Annotated in this window: 18 protein-coding genes; 5 read left to right on the top strand and 13 right to left on the bottom strand. The window is 67.1% G+C overall.

The window, feature by feature from the left end; genetic code table 11:
* Positions 1-199 precede the first annotated feature (199 nt).
* Both DPV74_RS05460 and DPV74_RS05455 read left to right on the top strand, forming a co-directional pair.
* The gene (locus DPV74_RS05460) at positions 200-658 is read left to right on the top strand and encodes a GNAT family N-acetyltransferase (protein ID WP_162922956.1); all 459 of its coding nucleotides are present in this window, start codon (positions 200-202) and stop codon (positions 656-658) included.
* A gap of 195 nt (positions 659-853) precedes the next feature.
* Positions 854-1,765 (top strand): LysR family transcriptional regulator, encoded by a 912-nt coding sequence (locus DPV74_RS05455; protein ID WP_119336710.1) that lies wholly within the window; start codon positions 854-856, stop codon positions 1,763-1,765.
* 129 nt (positions 1,766-1,894) lie between these two features.
* Here DPV74_RS05455 and DPV74_RS05450 read toward each other — a convergent pair whose 3' ends face one another.
* The 11 genes from DPV74_RS05450 to DPV74_RS05400 all read right to left on the bottom strand — a co-directional run bounded on the left by DPV74_RS05450 (position 1,895) and on the right by DPV74_RS05400 (position 14,765).
* On the bottom strand, positions 1,895-3,055 hold the full coding sequence (locus tag DPV74_RS05450; protein ID WP_119336709.1) for a mandelate racemase/muconate lactonizing enzyme family protein: 1,161 nt from the start codon (positions 3,053-3,055) through the stop codon (positions 1,895-1,897).
* Positions 3,056-3,114: 59 nt separating this feature from the next.
* Positions 3,115-4,305: a benzoate/H(+) symporter BenE family transporter gene (locus DPV74_RS05445; protein WP_119336708.1), complete on the bottom strand. Its 1,191-nt coding sequence runs from the start codon at positions 4,303-4,305 to the stop codon at positions 3,115-3,117.
* A gap of 40 nt (positions 4,306-4,345) precedes the next feature.
* The gene (gene gshA / locus DPV74_RS05440; RefSeq protein WP_162922959.1) at positions 4,346-5,977 is read right to left on the bottom strand and encodes a glutamate--cysteine ligase; all 1,632 of its coding nucleotides are present in this window, start codon (positions 5,975-5,977) and stop codon (positions 4,346-4,348) included.
* Between the two features lie 66 nt (positions 5,978-6,043).
* Positions 6,044-7,360 carry an LLM class flavin-dependent oxidoreductase gene (locus tag DPV74_RS05435; RefSeq protein WP_021156686.1) on the bottom strand — a complete coding sequence of 439 codons (1,317 nt, stop codon included), beginning with the start codon at positions 7,358-7,360 and terminating at the stop codon, positions 6,044-6,046.
* Positions 7,361-7,428: 68 nt separating this feature from the next.
* Positions 7,429-8,619: a cystathionine beta-lyase gene (gene metC, locus DPV74_RS05430; protein ID WP_119336707.1), complete on the bottom strand. Its 1,191-nt coding sequence runs from the start codon at positions 8,617-8,619 to the stop codon at positions 7,429-7,431.
* 2 nt (positions 8,620-8,621) lie between these two features.
* Positions 8,622-10,463: a dihydroxy-acid dehydratase gene (gene ilvD, locus DPV74_RS05425; RefSeq protein ID WP_060085665.1), complete on the bottom strand. Its 1,842-nt coding sequence runs from the start codon at positions 10,461-10,463 to the stop codon at positions 8,622-8,624.
* 50 nt (positions 10,464-10,513) lie between these two features.
* On the bottom strand, positions 10,514-11,584 hold the full coding sequence (locus DPV74_RS05420) for a DUF6421 family protein (RefSeq protein ID WP_225723293.1): 1,071 nt from the start codon (positions 11,582-11,584) through the stop codon (positions 10,514-10,516).
* A gap of 26 nt (positions 11,585-11,610) precedes the next feature.
* Positions 11,611-12,135 carry a flavin reductase gene (locus DPV74_RS05415; RefSeq protein WP_119336706.1) on the bottom strand — a complete coding sequence of 175 codons (525 nt, stop codon included), beginning with the start codon at positions 12,133-12,135 and terminating at the stop codon, positions 11,611-11,613.
* 37 nt (positions 12,136-12,172) lie between these two features.
* Positions 12,173-13,477 carry an MFS transporter gene (locus DPV74_RS05410; RefSeq protein WP_034196018.1) on the bottom strand — a complete coding sequence of 435 codons (1,305 nt, stop codon included), beginning with the start codon at positions 13,475-13,477 and terminating at the stop codon, positions 12,173-12,175.
* Between the two features lie 467 nt (positions 13,478-13,944).
* Positions 13,945-14,460 carry a gamma-glutamylcyclotransferase family protein gene (locus tag DPV74_RS05405; RefSeq protein ID WP_060171511.1) on the bottom strand — a complete coding sequence of 172 codons (516 nt, stop codon included), beginning with the start codon at positions 14,458-14,460 and terminating at the stop codon, positions 13,945-13,947.
* Positions 14,457-14,765, bottom strand: a complete 309-nt coding sequence (locus DPV74_RS05400) for an acyl carrier protein (RefSeq protein ID WP_059692833.1) — start codon at positions 14,763-14,765, stop codon at positions 14,457-14,459. The genes DPV74_RS05405 and DPV74_RS05400 overlap by 4 nt, the downstream gene beginning before the upstream one ends.
* 169 nt (positions 14,766-14,934) lie before the next feature.
* On the opposite strand from DPV74_RS05400, the gene DPV74_RS05395 reads away from it, so the two are divergent.
* From DPV74_RS05395 to DPV74_RS05385, 3 genes are all read left to right on the top strand, one after another.
* Positions 14,935-15,570, top strand: coding sequence for a glutathione S-transferase family protein (locus DPV74_RS05395; RefSeq protein WP_059692831.1), 636 nt, complete (start codon positions 14,935-14,937; stop codon positions 15,568-15,570).
* A 588-nt stretch (positions 15,571-16,158) separates the two neighbouring features.
* Positions 16,159-16,329, top strand: coding sequence for a hypothetical protein (locus tag DPV74_RS05390; RefSeq protein ID WP_257942954.1), 171 nt, complete (start codon positions 16,159-16,161; stop codon positions 16,327-16,329).
* A complete protein-coding gene (locus tag DPV74_RS05385; protein WP_205571889.1) occupies positions 16,304-16,519 on the top strand; it encodes a hypothetical protein in 216 nt (71 codons plus the stop codon). Before DPV74_RS05390 ends, DPV74_RS05385 begins: the two co-directional genes overlap by 26 nt.
* Before the next feature lie 15 nt (positions 16,520-16,534).
* Here the strand turns inward: DPV74_RS05385 and DPV74_RS05380 are convergent, their stop codons facing one another.
* Positions 16,535-16,945: a GNAT family N-acetyltransferase gene (locus tag DPV74_RS05380; protein ID WP_059692827.1), complete on the bottom strand. Its 411-nt coding sequence runs from the start codon at positions 16,943-16,945 to the stop codon at positions 16,535-16,537.
* A gap of 161 nt (positions 16,946-17,106) precedes the next feature.
* Complete coding sequence (locus DPV74_RS05375) at positions 17,107-18,234, bottom strand: aminotransferase class V-fold PLP-dependent enzyme (protein WP_027790675.1); 1,128 nt, start codon at positions 18,232-18,234, stop codon at positions 17,107-17,109.
* Between the last annotated feature and the right edge of the window lie 166 nt (positions 18,235-18,400).

Here is an 18,400-nt window from a genome sequence, read left to right as displayed (position 1 = left end):
GCGAACCGGACGGATGATACGGGAATGTCGGAATGAAGCAGCAAATCGGCAACCCGATCTCACCGCTGTAGCGCAAACTCGACAAGCAGCACCGGACTTCCGATGTCGACAGTTTCAGCAGCGTGCCGAACGACCTTGGAGGTTCGATTCCTTGCTGCTATCGTTGTGCACGCAATTAATTTTCTGGAGCGACCGATACATGCCCTTGATCTTGCGCCGAGCGACGGCGGCTGATGCCGCGGCGGTGGCTGACGTGTATCTGCGGTCGCGCAACGCGCTCGCATCCTACGCGCCGCTCGCGCACTCCGAAGCCGCCGTCCGCGACTGGATTGCCAACGTACTTGTCCCGTCGGGCAACGTGACCGTTGCGATGTACGACGATCGCATCGTCGGCATGGCCGCACACGTCATCGCTGACGGTGCGGCATGGCTCGACCAGCTGTACGTGTACCCCGAATTCAAACGACAAGGGATCGGTTCCGCCCTCCTGGAATCGGTGAAGTCGCAGACGGTTGGCAAGCTCCAGCTCTATACGTTCCAGATGAATCGCGATGCTGCCGCGTTTTATGAGCGGCATGGTTTCGTTGCCATTGCATATAACGACGGAAGCAGGAACGAGGAAGGTTGTCCCGATGTGTTGTATTGCCTGACGCGGTAGCTTCCGTCCGCATGCTCCACGTCGCCGGTCCATCAATTGCCGGCTGGCTTTCCTGGCGTTTGCGTCGCATAAAGCAGCGCCCTGGCCATCGGCTCATGCGTCCCGCACACACAAGAACGAACCGGCTCCCGATGCGCCACAGGCCGCTGGTCCAATATATGATTCATCACCATTCAGCCGCTTCAGGTCGAACGAATGCCCAACTTCCCCCCGGATCTTCGCCAGTGGTATTACTTCGCGGCCGTTGCCGAGGAGCGGCACTTCGGCCGTGCGGCCGCACGCCTCTCGATGACCCAGCCGCCGCTGTCGCAGGCAATACGCTCCCTGGAACGCGAACTCGGCGTCGAGCTCTTCGCACGCACGAAGCGTGCGGTCGCGCTCACGGCAGTCGGCGAGGCGTTGCTTCCGACGGTGCTGAAACTGCTTGCCGCGGCCGAGGAGCTTCCCGCGCTGGCAAAGAGCCTCGCCCTCGGCGAGACCGGAAGATTGTCGCTCGCGTTCGTCTCGATTGCCGATTACGGGCTGCTGCCCTCGCTGCTGCGCGAATTCGGCATGCGTTATCCGCTGGTGCGATTGCAACTGACCGAAGCGACAAGCGACGTGCAAATCGAAGAGCTGGTCGCGGGCCACATCGACGCGGGCCTGATCATTCCGCCGTTGCCGCCACGCTACGTGGCCGAGCTGTCGTATCTGCCGCTCCTGAGCGAGCCGCTCGTGCTCGCGATGCCGAGCGCCGCGTCGACGGCACCCGACGACGTGCCGATTCACCTGAAGGAAGTGGCAGACCTTCCGCTCGTGATTTTTCCGCGTCGTCTCGCCCCGAGGTTTTACGACGCGATCATGGAGTGCTACAGCGACGTCGGTGTCGTCCCGCACATCGGTCAGGATGCAATCCAGATGCAGACGATCGTCAGCCTTGTGTCCGCCGGCATGGGCGTCGCCCTGGTGCCGCAATCGTTGCGCAATCTGCGGCGTACGGGTGTCGTCTATCGCCCGCTCGCACACGGCTCGTTCGTCGTTGAAACCGGCCTCGTCTGGCGCAAAGGCGATATCGGGCACGTCCTTGCCAGCTTCATCAATATCGTGCGGACACTGGCCTCGGCATGATGCCGGCCGCAGGCAGATCCGCTTTGGCATGTCCGGGCGGATTGGCAGGCCACTTGCCGTGCGACGACGCGCGGGAAGCCGTCGACGCACGGCCGGCGCGTCCTCGCCGGCGGACGCACCGGCCGACACTCACGCCTTGCCGTGCCCCTGCGATCCCGGGCCCGACGAGAATTCGCGGACACCATCGCGATTGATGCCGAAGCCGAGGCCCGGCGTGTCGGGTAGTGCCAGCGTCCCGTTCTGCTCGGCCGGCAGGCCGGTAAACAGGTTCCGGCAGATCTCGACCGCGACGACGTGCCACTCGACCGAGCCGCCGTTCGCGAGCCCGCCGTGCAGATGCATGTTGTGGAACGGGAACGTGCCGCCATTGTCGATCGGCACGCCGAACGCCTGCGCGAGCGCGGCCGCGCGCGCCGCGACGGAGAACCCGCCGCACACGCACACGTTTGGCTGCAGGATGTCGACGGCGTCGTTCACGAGGAAATCCCTGAACCGGAACAACTGCCCCTCGCTTTGCCCGGTGGCGACCGGAATGCCGCCGCGCTTTCTCAGGTCGGCGAGCTTCGCGGGGTCGTTCTCGGCGATCGGCTCCTCGAAGAAACCGATGCCGCAATCGGCCACGCGCTCGGCAAGCCGCAGCGCGTGATAGTGGTCGAGCCCGCAATTCGCGTCGATGTAAATCTCGGCGGCGGCGCCCACCGCGTCGCGCACCGCGCGCACGCGCGCGACGTCGTCCGCGACGACCTGGTCGAGCGAGCGCCCTTCGTCGCGGCGCGCAAGCGCGTGATAGCCGACGATCATCTTGATGCGGCGATGTCCAGCACCGACGAGCGCACGCGCGGCATGTATCAGCTCCGGGCGCTCGAGCGACGCGAAGCCGAACGTCGTGTACAGCGGCACGACCGGACGCGCGCCGCCGAGCATTTTCCATACCGGCAGCCCGGCGATCTTGCCGATCGCATCCCAGACCGCGATGTCGATCGCGGAAATCACGTGCCCCGCATAGCCGGTCTGCCCGCGCGGGCATAACAACCAGTAAAGCTTGTCGAGAATCCGCTCGCGCTCGACAACGTTCATCCCGACCAGGTTGGGTGCGGCGACGTGATCGATCGCCGCGGCCACGACCGCCTCGTCGGTGATCGCCGTGAAGCCGTGGCCGACCACGCCCTGCGACGTCTCGATTTCGACGATGACGCCCGACAGCTTGCCGGACAACCGCACGCCGGCGATCTCCGCGTCGCCGCGCGCGAACACCGGCGTCGCGGTCACTTTCACGATGTTGTGCTGCATCTCTTCTCCGTTTTTTTAAGGGAATGGCAGAACTGCGGGGGCCGCGTCGTCGCGCGGCATCACCGGCCCTTCTCGCGACGCAGCACGAACGTCAGCCCGATGCCGGTCAGCAGGCCCCAGAACGCGCCGCCGATGCCGAGAAACGCATGGCCCGCCATCGTCACGAGGAAGGTCAGGATCGCGGCCTCGCGCGCGTCCTTGTCGGTGAATGCGTTGAGCAGCGCGCCGCCGAGGGCGTTCATCAGCGCGAGGCCGGCAACCGCTTCGATGATGACCGGCGGCGCGACCGCGATGAACAGCGTCGCGGCGCTCGCCGCGAACCCGTACACGATGTACGCGGCGCCGCAGACGATGCCGGCCCAGTAGCGCCGCGATTCGTCGGGGCCGGCCTCCTCGCCGGCGCACAGTGCGGCGGTGATCGCGGCCAGCCCGATCGGCGGCGCGCCGAAAGGCGCCGCGAGCAGGCTGCACAGCCCCGTGGCCGTGAACAGCCGCGACGCTTCGGGCCGGTAGCCGTTGACGTTGAGCACCGCGACGCCCGGGATGTTCTGCGACGCCATCGTCACGATGAAGAGCGGCACCGCGACGCTCACCATCGTCGATGCCGAGAACACGGGCCCGACGAGCGCAAGGTGCGGCAACATCCCGGTCGCGCCGACGCCCCCCGTCTTCGCAATGAACGCGATCACGACCAGCGTCGCGACCGCGGCGCAAGGCACCGCGAGAATCTTGCGAACCCGCATCATCACGACCCAGACGAGCAGGATCGGCGCGACGTACAGCGGATACTGCTCGAGTGCGTGCACCGGGGCGACGCAGAGGTTCAGGATGATCCCCGCGAGCATCGCGTTGGCGATCGGCAGCGGAATCCTCGAGATCGCGCGGCCGAGCGGCTTCCACAGCCCGGCCAGCGTGAGCAGCACGCCGGTCAGCACGAGCGCGCCGACCGCGGCCGGATAGCCGCCCTTCACGGTGCCCAGGCCGAGCAGCAGCGCCGCGCCGGGTGTCGACCACGCAGCGCTGACGGGCATCCGGGTCCGGTAGCTGAGCACGATGCCGGCCAGCCCCATCACGATCGAGACGGCCATCAGGCCGGACGCGGCCTGCGCGCGCGTTGCACCGACGTTCGTCAGCGCATTCACGATCAGCGTGAACGTCGATGCAAAGCCGACGAACGACGCCAGCGCGCCCGCGCCGGCCGCCCGCGCCGAGAACCCGCGATCGGTCTTCATTTCCGCGATACTGCTCATCTGTCCTCCGTGAGATGGATTCGATACGGCGGCGACCGTATCAGTGCGCGCCATGTGTCGGCTCGCCGCACTCCTGGTTCAGCGTTCCCGCGTGATACGCGGCGAGAAACGCGTCGAAGTTGCCGATCTGCGTGCGCTCCAGGTCGGCCTGCCGGCTCAGCGATTCGGCCGCGATCGCGTCGAAGCGCGCCTGCACGTCGGCCGGCAGCGGACGCGCGCGGAACGCCCCGGTATGCGCGAGCGTCTGCCGCATCCCGAACGCGAAGCACGCGCCGCCCGGATCGTCGCGCAGCGTGTGCAGTGCATCGAGTACGCGCGCCGACGGCGTCGCCCGCGGATCGTCGAGCTTCGCGTATTGCGCGTCGAGCGCGGCGGTCGTGCGCGTGTCGCCGCGCTGCAGATCCAGCACGCCGGCCGCCTCGTTGATTCGCGCGAGCAACTCGTGCGCCCACGTGCGCAGCGCGACGCGCTCGCCGCCACGCTGCAACTCGAGCCCCGGGCGCCGCCCCTCCCGCGCGACCGCCGCGAAGTTGCGCCGGCACGCGTCCTGCTCGGCACCCGCGAGGCACGGGCTGTCGTCGAGCGCGCAGAACAGCAGGAACGCGTCGACAAAGCGCAGCGTCGTCTCGGCGACGCCGTGCGGCGCGAACGGATCGATGTCGAGACAGCGCACCTCGACGTATTCGACGCCGCGGCTGCGCAGTGCATCGAGCGGCCGCTCGCCGCTGCGCACCGTGCGCTTCGGGCGGATCGACGAATAGAACTCGTTCTCCATCTGCAGCAAGTGCGTGCTGAGCTGCAGCCATTCTCCGTCGCGCTTCGCGCCGATCGCCTGGTACTCGGGGCACGGCTGCGCGACGGCTCGCGCGAGGCCGTCCAGGTACGCAGGCAGGTTGTCGAGGCACGGCGCGAACGCGCCCTGCACCCGGTTCTGGTAGCCGAGGTCGCTCATCCGCAAGCTCGTCGCGTACGGCAGGTACAGCGTCTGCGCATCGAACGCGTCGAGCCCGTGCCGGTCGCCGGCGACGAAACCCGCGCACAGCGCCGGCGACGCGCCGAACAGATACAGCAGCAGCCAGCCGTAGCGATGGAAATTGCGGATCAGGGCGAGATAGCCTGCCGAGCGCATGTCGCGCGCGTCGCGGCCGGCCGGCTCGCATCCGTCGCGCACGTCGCGCAGCAGCGGCCACACGGCATCGGCGAGCGAATAGTTGTAGTGGATCCCGGCGATGCACTGCATCGCCTTGCCGTAGCGGAACGCCAGCCCGCGCCGGTACACGTGCTTCAGGATGCCGATGTTCGACGTGCCGTACCACGCGATCGGAATGCGGCGGTCGTCGTCGAGCGGGCACGGCATCGACTGGCTCCACAGCAGCTCGTCGCCGATCGCGCGGCACGCGAAGCGGTGCAGCTCGTCGAGCCGCTCGATCACGTCGGCCGCGTCGTGCTGCGGCGGCGTGACGAACTCGAGCAGCGGCTCCGCGTAGTCGGTCGTGATCGACGGGTGCGTGAGCGCCGCGCCGAGCGCGTGCGGGTGTTGCGTCAGCGCGAGCCGGCCGGCGGCATCGACGCGCAGCGTCTCGCGCTCGACGCCGCATAACCCGTCGCCGAGCAAAGGCAGGTGTGCGGCGTCGCTCAGCACGCCGAGCCGGCGGCGGTACGGCGTCGTCATCCATGTGGATCGGGGTGAATCGTGGGTCATTGCGGTCTCCCGGAACGAAATCTGGCGACGCGCCGCTCAGTCGAGCGGGCTCTTCGGCCGCGGCAGGCCGATGTGTTCGCGCAGCGTCGTGCCTTCGTAGCGGGTGCGAAACAGCCCGCGCCGCTGCAGCTCCGGCACCACCATCGTCACGAAGTCGTCGTAGCCGTCAGGCACCGTGTAGAACACGACGATGAAGCCGTCGCACGCCTCCGTCATCAGCCACTCCTCCATCTGGTCGGCGATCTCGGACGCGGTGCCGACCATCTCGCCGGTGCCGGATTCGGCCGCCCGCTTCGCCAGCTCGCGCACCGTCAATCCCTCGCGGCGCGCGAGCGCCGCCCATTCGCGCTGGTTGCCCTGCCCCTGTTCCGTGTGCGGCAGTTCGGGCAACGGCTTGTCGGGATCGAACTTCGAGCAGTCGACGCCGAGCCGGATCGACAGGTTCGGGATGTTGCTGTCCACGTGGACGAGATCGTCCATGTAGCGCTTCTTCGCCAGCGCCTCCGCGCGCGTGCGGCCGACATACACCTGGTTGGCGGGCAGGATCTTCACGTGATCGGGGTTGCGCCCGGCCGCGACCGCGCGCGACTTCACATCGCGGTAGAACGCACGCCCCGTCTCGATGCTGCGCGCGTTGCCGAACACCAGATCGGCCGAACGCGCGGCCATGTCGCGCGCTTCCTCCGACGCACCGGCAAGCGCGATCACCGGCCAGCCCTGCACGGGCCGTGCGATGTTCAGCGGCCCCTTGACCGAGAAGAACTTGCCCTTGTGGTTGAGCGGCCGGATCTTGTCGAGATCGGAGAACACCCCCGCCTCCTTGTCCATCACGAGCGCGTGATCGGACCAGCCGTCCCACAGCCCCGTCACGACGTCGAAGAACTCCTCGGCGCGCTCGTAGCGTTCGGCATGGCGCAGCGCGGTCTCGAGACCGAAGTTGAGCGCAGCCTCCGGGTTCACCGTCGTGACGATGTTCCAGCCCGCGCGGCCGCCGCTCAGGTGATCGAGCGACGCGAAGCGGCGCGCAAGCAGGTACGGATCCTCGTAGCTCGTCGTGCCGGTCGCGATCAGGCCGATGCGGTCGGTGCATGCGGCGATCGCCGACAGCATCACGAGCGGGTCGTACGACGTGATCGTGCCGCTGCGCTTGAGCGCATTCGGCGGCATCGGCATCACCGCGAGGTGGTCGGCGGTGAAGACCGCGTCGAAGCACGCGTGCTCGAGCTTCTGCGCGAGCGACCGGATCACCGGCCAGTTGAAGTTCGCGAGCGTCGGCGCGCTCGGGTGCCGCCACCACGCCGTGTGCAGGCAGATGGGGCGCATGAATCCACCCAGGCAGAGTTGCTTCGTCATACGGGGCTCCTCGTCATTGGAATGCGGCGCGAAACGTGCGGGCCGCGCGCGTGCTGCTCGTGTCGGCGTCAGCGCGCGGCGTTGAAGCGGGCGAAGCCGGCCTCGAGGTCGCCGATCAGGTCGTCGGCGTTTTCGAGACCGATGTGAAAGCGCACGCACGGGCCGCCCGGGTCCCAGTGCGACGCGGTGCGGTACGCACTGCAGTCGAACGGCATCGCGAGGCTTTCATAGCCGCCCCATGAATAGCCGAGCCCGAAATACGCGAGCCCCTCGAGCAGCGCGGCGACGGCCTGCGCGGGCGCCGGGCGCAGCACGACGGAGAACAGCCCCGTCGCGCCGCCGAAGTCGCGCACCCACAGCGCGTGGCCGGGATCGTCCTCGAGCGCCGGATAGCACACGCGCCGCACTTCCGGACGCGCGGCGAGCCAGCGCGCGACGCGCAGCGCGTTCGCCTGGTGCTGGCGAAGCCGCACGCCGAGTGTCCGGATGCCGCGCAGCGTGAGAAACGCGTCGTCCGAGCCGACGCACTGCCCCGTGTCGCGCTGATACTGTTCGAGCGCCGGCAGCGCGCGCGCGGACGCCGACACCATGCCGATCATCACGTCCGCATGACCGGCGAGGTACTTGGTGCCGGCCTGAATCACGAGATCGGCGCCGTGCGCGAACGCGTCGAAGAACAGCGGCGTCGCCCACGTGTTGTCGAACAGCACCACGAGCCCGCGGTCGCGCGCGAGCGCGGCGAACGCCGGCACGTCGCACAGCTCCATGCTCTGCGACGCGGGCGCTTCGAGATACAGCGCGCGCGTGTTCGGCCGGATCAGCGCGGCGAGCGCGTCAACCGACGCGAGCGGATCGAAGTACGTCGTCTCGATGCCCGCGCGCCGCAGCACGCCGTCGCACAGCTGGCGCGCGGGCTTGTACACCGCATCCGTCATCAGCAGATGGTCGCCGGCCGACAGGCACGACGACAGCGCGGTCGTGATCGCGGCAAGCCCCGACGGGCACAGCACGACACCCGCGCCGTGATCGAGCGCGCGCACCGCGTCCTGCAGCGCGGCCGTGGTCGGCGTGCCGCGCCGGCCGTACACGTACGGCTGCGTGTAGCCGAGCAGGTCGGCCACGCTCGGCGCGAGCACCGTCGAGCCGCGATACACCGGCGGGTTGACGAAGCCGTGATGCGTAGCCGGCGCGCGGCCGCCCGTGACGAGCACGGTGTCGACCTGCGCATCGGCCGCCGGATGGTTCGGGGCGGGCCGCACGGTCAGCCCTTCACGATCCGCACGGCGCCGCGCGCCGCGCTCGTCGTCATCGCCGCGTATGCGCGCAACGCACCCGACACGCGGCGCTGCCGCTTCTCGGGCTGCCACGCACGCGCGCCGCGCTCCTCCATCGCCGCGCGGCGCCGCCGCAGTTCGTCGTCGGACACGAGGACGTTGATCGAGCGGTTCGGGATGTCGATCTCGATCGCGTCGCCGTTCTCGAGCAGCCCGATCTCGCCGCCCTCCGCCGCCTCGGGCGATACGTGCCCGATCGACAGCCCCGACGAGCCGCCGGAAAAACGACCGTCGGTGATCAGCGCGCACTGCTTCGCGAGCCCCTTCGATTTCAGGTAGCTGGTCGGATAGAGCATCTCCTGCATGCCCGGGCCGCCCCGCGGCCCCTCGTAGCGGACGATCACGATGTCGCCCGGGCCGACCGCACCGCCGAGGATGCCTTCGACCGCCTCCTCCTGCCCTTCGAACACGCGCGCGGTGCCGGTGAACTTCAGCATCCCGCCGTCGACGCCCGCGGTCTTCACGATGCAGCCGTCGCGCGCGATGTTGCCGAACAGCACCGCGAGCCCGCCGTCGCGCGAGAACGCGTGCTCGGCATCGCGGATGCAGCCGTTCGCGCGGTCGAGATCGAGTTCGTCGTAGCGGTTGTCCTGGCTGAACGCGACGTGCGTGCGCACGCCGCCGGGCGCCGCGCGATAGAAGCGCGACACCGAATCGACGCGATTGCGCATCACGTCCCAGCGTGCGAGCACGTGCGCGACGCTCGGCGCATGAACGGTCGGCAGCGTCGTGTTCAGCAGCCCCGCGCGATCGAGTTCACCCATGATCCCGATCACGCCGCCGGCCCGGTGCACGTCCTCCATGTGGACGTCCTGCACCGACGGCGCGACCTTGCACAGCACCGGCACGCGGCGCGACAGCCGGTCGATGTCGGCCATCGTGAAATGCACCTCGCCTTCGTGCGCGGCGGCGAGCAGGTGCAATACCGTATTGGTCGAGCCGCCCATCGCGATGTCGAGCGTCATCGCATTCTCGAACGCATCGCGCGTCGCGATCGAGCGCGGCAGCACGCTCGCGTCGTCCTGCTCGTAGTAGCGGCGCGCGAGATCGACGATCGTGCGTCCGGCCTCGATGAACAGGCGCTTGCGCTCGGCATGCGTCGCAAGCACCGAGCCGTTGCCGGGCAGCGCGAGCCCGAGCGCCTCGGCGAGGCAGTTCATCGAGTTCGCGGTAAACATCCCGGAACACGAGCCGCAGGTCGGGCACGCGACGTTCTCGACCGCGCGCACCTCGTCGTCCGTCACCTGGGAGTCGGCCGCCACCACCATTGCGTCGATCAGGTCGAACGCGCGGCGCTTGCCGCGGAACGTCAGCTTGCCGGATTCCATCGGGCCGCCGGACACGAAGATCACCGGGATGTTCAGGCGCATCGCGGCCATCAGCATCCCCGGCGTGATCTTGTCGCAGTTCGAGATGCAGACCATCGCATCCGCGCAGTGCGCGTTGACCATGTACTCGACGCTGTCGGCGATCAGCTCGCGCGACGGCAGGCTGTACAGCATGCCGTCGTGGCCCATCGCGATGCCGTCGTCGATCGCGATCGTGTTGAACTCCTTCGCGACCGCGCCGGCCGCTTCGATCTCGCGCGCGACGAGCTGGCCGAGATCCTTCAGGTGCACGTGACCGGGCACGAACTGCGTGAACGAATTGACGACCGCGATGATCGGCTTGTCGAAATCGGCGTCGGTCATCCCGGTGGCGCGCCACAGGCTGCGCGCGCCCGCCATGTTGCGGCCGTGCGTGGAAGTGCGTGAACGATAGGTGGGCATCGTGATCCTCGGTTGATTCGTTGCGAAATGGGGCGGGCAGCGGGCTGCCGTCAATGCGGCCTGCCGGCCGCGCCCCAGTTGTTGTCGTTCTTCGCGAGCGTCGGCAGCACGAACGACAGGATCTTTCTCCGGTCGAGATCGGACGACACGCTGAGCTTGTATTCGAGCGCCGTCAGCTTGATCACGATGGACCTGAGCGCCTGGGTCAGGCGTTCGTAGCCCCCTTCGAAATAGAGCGAACCGCCACGCTGCGCGATCACGCCGTGACGGGACAGGTAATGAAACAGCGCGACCGACGAGCGCGCGTCGTAGTTGTCGAGCGGCGGCGCCTGCAGCGGGTAGCGGATCAGGCGCTCGGCCAGGATGTACTGGATCGAAGCGCGCAGCACGCGGTCGTCCGAGCGCAGCCGGAACAGCGCGAGGATCGACAGGATGTCGACCCGCAACTCCTCCGCGCCCGCACCGTTGCGCGTGCTCTTCGCATCGAGGTACTCCGGGATCGGCAGGAAGCCCGTGCGATGGTGGTACTCGTGCAGGTGGACCCAGATCGCACTCGCCTGCGTCAGCAGCTCGTCGTCCGCCGCGAGCAGATCCGGGAACGCGGTGGGCGACCAGTTCGCTTCGATTGCCGGGCGCGTATGGCGCTTGAAGCGCTCGACGAACTTGTCGATGAAGTAATACGCCTTGTGATACGCGCGCAGGTCGGCGTCGATGAAGTTCTCGCCGAATACCGCGACCGCGAGCGGATTGAGAAAGCCGTCCGTGCACATGCGGATCTGCACCGGCAGCGCGTTGCCGTCCGGCGCGATCGCGAGCACGCTCGGCGGAATCGGCACGGGCGCGATCGCGGCCGCCTCGAGGAACGCATCGGCGTTGTAGGGCACGTCGAAGAACCCGAGGATGAAGCTCGGGTCCACCGAGTACGTGAGATCGAGCAGGCGCCCCGATGCGAGGCAGCGGTTCTCCAGCGCCACGAGCAGCGCACGCACATGCGGGTTGTCGGCGTAGTCGCCGAGATGCGCGCGTGCGCACTGCGCGATGCGCGCGACGTCGGTGCGAAAACCGCCGGCGAGGATCTCGCCGCGGCAGCGGTTGGTGGCTAGTACGATTTCGCGTTTCATGTCGGTCATCCTGTCGGCACGCGTCGTCACACGACGCGGAACTCCCGCTGCAGATAGACGAGCGTGTCGTCGTCGGGCACCGCACGGTGCAGCGCCACCACTTCGCCGACCAGCAGCTCGTGCGTCGCCGCGCTCATCGACGCGACGAGCCGGCAGTCGAGCGCGATGCGCGCGCTCGCCAGCACCGGCGCGCGTGTCGCGAGCTCGCCCCACTCGCCCACCGTGAAGCGCGCATCGCGCGCGTGCGCGGTCCGGCCCGCGAACACGTCGGCGAGAAACCGGTCGGCGGCGCCGAGCGTGTTCACGCAGAACACCTCGTTCGCGATCAGCCGCTGCGCCGATACGCTGCCGCGATTGACGGACACGAGCACCGTCGGCGGCGCATCGGACACCGACAGCACGGCGGTCGCCGTCATGCCGCAGCGCCCGGCAGGCCCGTCGCTCGTGAGTACGTGAACGGCCGACGCCACGCGGCACATCGCGTCGCGAAAGCGCTGCGGCGAGGCGCCCATCGACTGGTCGGGGAACAGTGCGGGTTCGTTGTGGATCATGTCCTGTCTCCGTGCATGGGGGAAAAGCCGCGCATCGCTACCGGTTCACCAGCGCTTTCGGCAGCGACAGCGCGAGCAGTCCGCCCAGCGCCATGCAGCCGGCCATCATGTAGAGGCCCGCGTCGTTCGATGCGGTCAGTTGCTTGAGCAGCCCCATCAGGTAAGGGCCGAGGAAGCCTGCGAGATTGCCGACGGAATTGATCATCGCGATCCCGGCGGCGGCCGCGGTGCCGCCGAGGAACGCGGTCGGCAGGCTCCAGAACAGCGGGATCGCGGTGAGGATGCCCATCGTCGCGAGCGTCAGCGCCGCGATCGCAAGCCCCGTCTGATGCGCCCAGCCGACCGCGAGCACGAGCCCCACCGTGCCCATCGCACCGGGCACCGCGAGGTGCCAGCGGCGCTCGCGAAGGCGATCCGAGCTGCGTGCGATCGCGATCATCGCGACCACCGCAAGCGCATACGGCACCGTCGACAGCAGCCCGATCGTCAGCGGATCGGCCACGCCCGTCGCATGGATGAGCGTCGGCAGCCAGAAGCCGACGCCGTACAGGCCGATCACGAACGAGAAGTAGATCGCGCACATCAGCCACACACGCGGATTCGCGAGCACCGCACCGAGCGACAGGTGAGACTTGACCGCGTCCTCGGCATTCACGTTGCGTTCGAGCAGCGCGCGCTCTTCGTCGTTCAGCCACTTCGCCTGCGCGATCCGGTCGTCGAGCAGCGCGTAGACGAGCAAGCCCGCGACGATCGACGGCAGCCCTTCGAGCAGATACAGCCACTGCCAGCCGTGCCACCCGTTGATGCCGTCGAACGCCTTCAGGATGTAGCCGGAAATCGGGCCGCCGACGACGCCCGACAGCGCGACGGCCGTCATGAACACCGTCGTGATCCGCCCCCGCCGATGGGCCGGATACCAGTAGGTCAGGTACAGGATCACGCCCGGAAAGAAGCCGGCCTCGGCGGCGCCGAGCAGGAATCGCATCGCGTAGAACGCCGTCGGCGTCGTGACGAACATCGTCAGCGCGGACACCGCCCCCCACGTCACCATGATTCGCGCGATCCAGACGCGTGCACCGATGCGGTGGAGGATCAGGTTGCTCGGCACCTCGAAGATGAAATAGCCGAAGAAGAAGATGCCGGCGCCGAGCCCGTAGGCCGCGTCGGACAGCCCGAGATCACCTGCCATCTGCAGCTTCGCGAAGCCCACGTTCACGCGGTCGAGATACGACACCAGGTAACAGAACAGCAGCAACGGCATCAGCCGCCACGCGACCTTGCGATAGGCGGCGTCTTCCGACACCCGCGCTGCGGGCAATACGGTCGATACGAGCGTCTCCATGATTTTTTTCCTTGTTTGCGATCGATTGTCATTCGTTGCGCACGGCGTCCTGCACGCGTCGCCCGACGGCGGCACCCGCGATCCGGCGCACAAGGCGGCGAGCCGTCCTCCTCCGGTCGGCGCGTTCTCGCATGCGGGGTGCCGCGTGCCGCACGCATGTGTGCGGCACGCCGGGCGGGTGTCGATCCGGCTCGCGGGCGCAGATCAGGTGCGCATCGGCCTCGCGAGGTCCGTTCGTGGCGTTGCCGCAGATCCGGGGGCTCGTTGTATGTCGTTGTGCCCGGGCGCTGCGTCGCAGGCAACGCGCAAGATGCGCAAAACGCGCGGATGGTCGAAAGCCTTGTTCATGTTCAACCTTTTGCTCACATGCCCGCTTAGGGCGCCTTTAAAACGCTCGTCGACGTTCGAAGTCGCGAACGCACCGCTGGATCGGGCGCTCTTGTGGAGCGCTCGATGCCTTGATTCCGTCATGCCGCACGCGGCGGCCGATCGCGCAGCCCCGCCATGTAGGCGACCGTGCGGTCGCGATACGCCGCCGACACGCCCGCGTCGGCCAGCCCGCGAACCAGCAGGTCGCGGTAGCGCGCGCTCGGCGCGGCGTCGCAATCGAGCGTGACCGCACCGCGATACGTCAGCGCATGTACGCGCTGCCCGCCCGGCGCCAGCACCTCGACCGCGTAGCGGACGTAGCGGCCGAGATGCACGCCTTCGCGACGCTCGAGCGCGTCGAGCACGCGCATCGGCAGCCGGTACAGCGCGCCCTCGACAATCGCACCGGCAGCCGGCTCGATGTTCGCGCAGCAGACCGGCTCGTTGAGCGACGCGTAATTGAACGCGAGGCGATGGCCGTCGAGCCGCGCCGCACCTGCGAAGTACGTCGCCGCGTCGCAGCCGAGCGACGTCGACAGGCTCGCGAGGTTCATGCACGAGCCGTATGCGAAATACGCGAACGGCTCGTCACGAAGCAGGTCGTCCGGCGTCATCGCGACGCGCTCGCGGCATGCGACGTGCCCAGCACGTAGTGGTCGTAGATCGCCGCGACCGACGCGATCGAGTCGAGCACGAAGTCGCCGATCGGGATGTCGATCCTGAGCGTCTGCTCGATGAACAGCACGAAGTGCACAAGCGACAGCGAATCGAGCAGGTTGGCGTCGAGCAGGTTCGTCTGCGCGGTCACGCGCGCCGGCGCGCCCGGGTCGATCCCGGCCAGAAACGTTTTCACGCTGTCGATCAATTCGTCGAGGCTCATCATCCGCATCACGATCACGCTCCAGAAACGCACGTTCATCCCGGCCCGCGCGCATCGCACTGGCCGGCTTCGTCTTCACCGAACCGCAAGATCCTTCACATCGTCCTTCGCTTTTGACTTTCGATCGGGCGTCATGCACCATGCGACGCGTCGACACGACAAACCCGGTCAGCATCTCCACCAGAGATAAATAGGAGACTTAATCAATATGACAACTCATACGCTGTTCTACTGCCCCGGCCATCTTTCGTTTGCACCGCACGTCATCCTGCGCGAGCTGGGCGAACCATTCGAACTCGCACTCGTCTCGATCAAGGACGGTGCGACGCAGAGCGCCGAATTCCGGCAGCTCAACCCGAAAGGCAAGGTGCCCGTGCTGCACACCGGCGACGAAGTGCTGACGGAGTCGTCGGCGATCCTGCTCTATCTCGCGCTGCGCTTTCCGCAGGCGCGGCTCGTGCCCGATACCGCGATGGGCCTCGCACGTGCCGTCGAGTGGATGAACTGGCTGGCGTCAGTGTTGCCCGGAACGGTCGCGCTCAACTTCCATCCGTCGCGTTTCAGCGAAGACCCGGCTGCGCACGACGGCATTCGCGCGAAAGGCCGCGCGGGCATCCTCGCCGCGTATGCGCAGATTGACGAACGGCTCGCGGCGCGCGACTGGGCGCTCGGCGAGCACTACTCGATCGTCGATCCGATGCTGCTGATATTTTTCAAATGGGGGAACATGCTGAAGCTCGACATGCGCGGGTTCGAACATTGGGCCGCGCATACGGAGCGCATGCTCCGCCGCCCTGCCGTCGCGACCGCGTTGTCGGTCGAACAGATCTCGATCTGGGCGTAGCGGCGAAGCCGGGTCGGGTTTGCGCCCGATCCGGAATGCCGCCCGCGTCCGTCGCGTCTCCTTCATCTTCTCAGGTCCTTTTCGCCGCTTTTCTTTGTCTGTTGCGCCGATCCTGCACACGCGCGCGCACATGCGTCGCGCACGCCGCGGATCGTCCAGGCCACGACTCCGGGAACAGGAGCCACGACCGCAATCGCATATGACGTTCTCTGCTTTCGCGGCGCTACACCGCTCAGCTCATTTTCTGCGATCGCATCGAATGCGTGAACAATGCAACATCCATTTCGTGACGTCCAATATATTTTTCGTCTTCCACTAAGTCGCCACGCATATTAGTCATCGATTGGCCGGCGAGTCCGATATTGCCAATCCTTGCGAATTGATTGCGGCGAATGGAGCGGGATTGGCGTGCATTGCCGGGGCAAAATCGGCGTCAACTTGCGACCAACCCCGAGCGGTTTCGATGCTGCACGCCAGCAACGCAATCCAACTTCCGGATTTCGTTGATTGCGGTCACTGAATGCTTCTGCCGCCAGCGTCGTGCCAACTTGTTCCACCGAGGTCGTTGGAAGCGCAACGAAAGCCACGGTGGCCGCGCGGGACAGCGGCCCGCCGCTCACGAACGACAAAGTCGAGCCCGGCTACGTATTGCTGTGTATTGCCGAACGCACGGCGCCAGCCGACCTGTGGTCCATTCGGATCGCCGACGCCGACGCGGCGGCGCAGGTGCGCCGTGCCGCCGAACGAAAAGGAAATTGACCGGCTCGCCATCGGCAGCAAACGCGTCGCCGCCTGGGGCCGTGAGCATGACAATGAGAAGCAGGCGCGCTCAATGCAAAAGCGTGTCGACAAACTCAAGAAAGACCGGACCGTCGCCGCGATGAGCGGTGGTAAGCGTGCACGTCTACCGTTTCCGGCACGGTCGACGGCCAGCGATCACCCGCGATGATCGGCCTCCCGCACGCTACGCAATCCGCAGGAACATCCCCGCCTTCTCCGGCAGCGACGATGGCTGAAAACCGTAGCGTTCATAGAACTTCGGTGTGCCGTGATCGGCCATCAGGCTGACATACGCGGTCGGCGGCGCATTCTCGTGAACGTAGCCCATCAGCGCCCGCATGATCAGGTCACCTACGCCTTTCTTCTGGTGAGCGGGCAACACCGCGATGTCCACGATCTCGAAGAAGCAGCCGCCGTCGCCGATGACCCTGCCGATTCCGACCGGCACACCGTCGCAGTAAGCCACGACGCTGAAGAGCCCGTTCTTCAACCCGATCGTCGCGGCCTGTTCCGACTTCCTGCTCAACCCTGCGGCAAGACGAATGTCGATGTAGGTGGATACCGGCGGAACTTCGTGTCGAACGATGTATGCCATGCGAGCCTTTCAGGTAAGCCGTACAGGCGAATGAATCGGCCCCGCCGCGGATGAGTCCGTCGAACCCGGAGCCCGAGACCATGACGACGAATCGGGCGAGGCGGCAGGCCGCGGGTACAACCACCCACCGCCCACGGCCTCGCCCAGGTCCGCCAAGCGGCTTAGAGAATCCGCTCCAGCGCGTCGGCAAACCGCGCAACCGCACCGTCGACATCATGCAGCTTGTCCAAACCGAACAACCCCAGACGGAAGGTCTTGAAATCCTCCGGCTCGTCGCATTGCAGCGGCACGCCGGCCGCGATCTGCAAGCCCACGTCGGCGAACTTCTTCCCCGACCGAATCCCGTCGTCGTCCGTGTAGCTGACCACGACGCCCGGCGCCTCGAAGCCCTCAGCCGCCACGCTCCGGAAACCCTTGTCGGCCAGCAGCGCGCGAATGCGCTTGCCGAGCTCGAGCTGCTCCGCCTTCACCTTGTCGAACCCGTATGCCTCGGTTTCCTTCATCACGTCGCGCAGCGTCGTGAGGCTGTCCGTGGGCATCGTCGCGTGGTACGCGAACCCGCCGCCCTCGTAGGCTTCCATGATCTGCAGCCACTTGCGGAGATCGCACGCGAAGCTGGTGCTGGTCGTGCCATCGATGCGCTCGCGGGCGAGCGGGCTCAGCATGACCATCGCGCAGCACGGCGACGCGCTCCAGCCCTTCTGCGGCGCGCTGATCAGGATGTCCACGCCGCTCGCCTGCATGTCGACCCACACCGTGCCGGACGCGATGCAATCCAGCACGAACATGCCGCCGACCGCATGCACGGCGTCGGCCACCGCGCGCAGATACGCATCGGGCAGCATCATCCCGGACGCGGTTTCGACATGCGGCGCAAAGACCAGATCCGGCTTGTGTTCCCTGATCGCGGCGACCACTTCGTCGAGCGGGGCCGGCGCATACGCGGCCTGCCGCCCCGCTTCGACCGGGCGCGCCTTCAGCACCGTCGTTTCGGACGGAATGCTGCCCATGTCGAAAATCTGCGACCAGCGGAAACTGAACCAGCCGTTGCGGATGACCAGGCACTTCTTGTTCGTTGCAAACTGCCGCGCGACGGCTTCCATGCCGAACGTCCCGCTGCCCGGGACGATCACGACCGACTTCGCGTTGTAGACGTTTTTCAGTGTGCCGGAGATGTCGCGCATGACGCCCTGAAAGCGTTGCGACATATGGTTGACCGAGCGATCGGTGTACACCACCGAATATTCGAGGAGCCCCTCGCGGTCAACATCGGGAAGTAAACCTGGCATGCTCGCCTCCGGTGAAAAATGAACGATGAATTCCGGGCAAGCAGTGTCCGTGACGCGATACCGCCCTGCCCCAATGCAATTGCGCTGTTTCCTCGACGAAAGCAGATTCTAACGAACGCCGCCCGCCGCTTGGGGCATATTTTGGCAGCCGCCCGGCGCAGGTCCG

Source organism: Burkholderia sp. HAN2018, assembly GCF_024704855.1.
GTDB classification, from domain to species: domain Bacteria; phylum Pseudomonadota; class Gammaproteobacteria; order Burkholderiales; family Burkholderiaceae; genus Burkholderia; species Burkholderia cepacia.
The sequence above is the reverse complement of the archived record's forward strand: the minus strand, read 5'-3'. Positions and strand labels throughout refer to the sequence as shown.

Coding starts and splice junctions, on each gene's coding strand:
- DPV74_RS05460 (WP_162922956.1), top strand. CDS start 200: ATGCCCTTGATCTTGCGCCGAGCGACGGCGGCTGATGCCGCGGCGGTG.
- DPV74_RS05455 (WP_119336710.1), top strand. CDS start 854: ATGCCCAACTTCCCCCCGGATCTTCGCCAGTGGTATTACTTCGCGGCC.
- DPV74_RS05450 (WP_119336709.1), bottom strand. CDS start 3,055: ATGCAGCACAACATCGTGAAAGTGACCGCGACGCCGGTGTTCGCGCGC.
- DPV74_RS05445 (WP_119336708.1), bottom strand. CDS start 4,305: ATGAGCAGTATCGCGGAAATGAAGACCGATCGCGGGTTCTCGGCGCGG.
- gshA (WP_162922959.1), bottom strand. CDS start 5,977: ATGACGACGCCGTACCGCCGCCGGCTCGGCGTGCTGAGCGACGCCGCA.
- DPV74_RS05435 (WP_021156686.1), bottom strand. CDS start 7,360: ATGACGAAGCAACTCTGCCTGGGTGGATTCATGCGCCCCATCTGCCTG.
- ilvD (WP_060085665.1), bottom strand. CDS start 10,463: ATGCCCACCTATCGTTCACGCACTTCCACGCACGGCCGCAACATGGCG.
- DPV74_RS05420 (WP_225723293.1), bottom strand. CDS start 11,584: ATGAAACGCGAAATCGTACTAGCCACCAACCGCTGCCGCGGCGAGATC.
- DPV74_RS05415 (WP_119336706.1), bottom strand. CDS start 12,135: ATGATCCACAACGAACCCGCACTGTTCCCCGACCAGTCGATGGGCGCC.
- DPV74_RS05410 (WP_034196018.1), bottom strand. CDS start 13,477: ATGGAGACGCTCGTATCGACCGTATTGCCCGCAGCGCGGGTGTCGGAA.
- DPV74_RS05405 (WP_060171511.1), bottom strand. CDS start 14,460: ATGACGCCGGACGACCTGCTTCGTGACGAGCCGTTCGCGTATTTCGCA.
- DPV74_RS05400 (WP_059692833.1), bottom strand. CDS start 14,765: ATGAACGTGCGTTTCTGGAGCGTGATCGTGATGCGGATGATGAGCCTC.
- DPV74_RS05395 (WP_059692831.1), top strand. CDS start 14,935: ATGACAACTCATACGCTGTTCTACTGCCCCGGCCATCTTTCGTTTGCA.
- DPV74_RS05380 (WP_059692827.1), bottom strand. CDS start 16,945: ATGGCATACATCGTTCGACACGAAGTTCCGCCGGTATCCACCTACATC.
- DPV74_RS05375 (WP_027790675.1), bottom strand. CDS start 18,234: ATGCCAGGTTTACTTCCCGATGTTGACCGCGAGGGGCTCCTCGAATAT.